Below are 1,103 nucleotides of genomic sequence, written 5' to 3'. Positions count from 1 at the left end.
ACGTTGTTTTCGGACCAGACCCGGTCAGACCCGCCCGCAGCGTCACCACGTCACATCCTCGCTGTCAGGTGTGACGGTTTGTTCGGCCCAGATGGTCTTGCCGAGGGAGGTATGGCGGGTGCCCCAGCGGTCGGCGAGTTGGGCGACGAGGAGGAGGCCGCGACCGCCTTCGTCGTAGACGCGGGCGCGGCGCATGTGGGGGGTGGTGCTGCTGGTGTCGGAGACTTCGCAGATGAGGGTGGTGTTGTGGTGGATCATGCGGAGCTGGACGGGGGGTTTGCCGTAGCGGATGGCGTTGGTGACGAGTTCGCTGACGATGAGTTCGGTGATGAAGGCGGAGTGGGTCAGTCCCCACGTGGTGAGCTGGGCGGTGGCATTTTGGCGGGCGTGGGCGACGACGGCGGGGTGGGGTTGCAGGTCCCAGGCGGCGACGCGGTCGGCGCTGAGGGCGCGGGTGCGGGCGATGAGCAGGACGATGTCGTCGTCGGGGCGGTGGGTGAGGGTGGCGGTGAGGACGTGGTCGCAGACGGTGTCGAGGGTGCGGGCGGGGCGGACGAGGGCGGCGAACATTTTGTCGAGGGCTTCGTCGATGTCGTGGTCTCGGGGTTCGAGGAGGCCGTCGGTGTAGAGGGCGAGCAGGCTGCCTTCGGGTAGTTCGGTCTCGGTGGCCTCGAACGGCAGGCCGCCCAGGCCGAGCGGGGGGCCGGCGGGGACGTCGAGGAGGTAGGCGGCGGCGTCGGGAGTGACGACGGCGGGCGGGGGGTGGCCGGCCCGGGCGAGGGTGCAGCGGCGGGTGACGGGGTCGTAGACGGCGTAGAGGCAAGTGACGCCGATGCCGCCGGCGCCTTCGGGGGCGCCTTTGGGGGTGGCTTCGTCGGTGGAGAGGCGGATGACGAGGTCGTCGAGGTGGGTGAGCAGTTCGTCGGGCGGCAGGTCGACGTCGGCCAGGGTGCATACCGCGGTGCGCAGCCGGCCCATGGTGGCCGAGGCGCGGATGCCGTGGCCGACGACGTCGCCGACGACGAGGGCGACGCGTGCGCCGGACAGCGGGATCACGTCGAACCAGTCGCCGCTGACGCCGGCCAGGGGGTCGGCGGGCAGGT

Annotated in this window: 1 protein-coding gene; it reads right to left on the bottom strand. The window is 71.3% G+C overall.

Features of this window, described 5'->3' with window-relative positions:
• Positions 1-42 precede the first annotated feature (42 nt).
• Positions 43-1,103: SpoIIE family protein phosphatase (locus tag ACFY4A_RS42015; RefSeq protein ID WP_390834591.1), on the bottom strand; the 1,061-nt coding region annotated here is incomplete at its 5' end.

The sequence above is a fragment of the Streptomyces sp. NPDC001292 genome (genome assembly GCF_042896465.1).
Classification (GTDB): Bacteria; Actinomycetota; Actinomycetes; order Streptomycetales; family Streptomycetaceae; genus Streptomyces.
The sequence above is the reverse complement of the archived record's forward strand: the minus strand, read 5'-3'. Positions and strand labels throughout refer to the sequence as shown.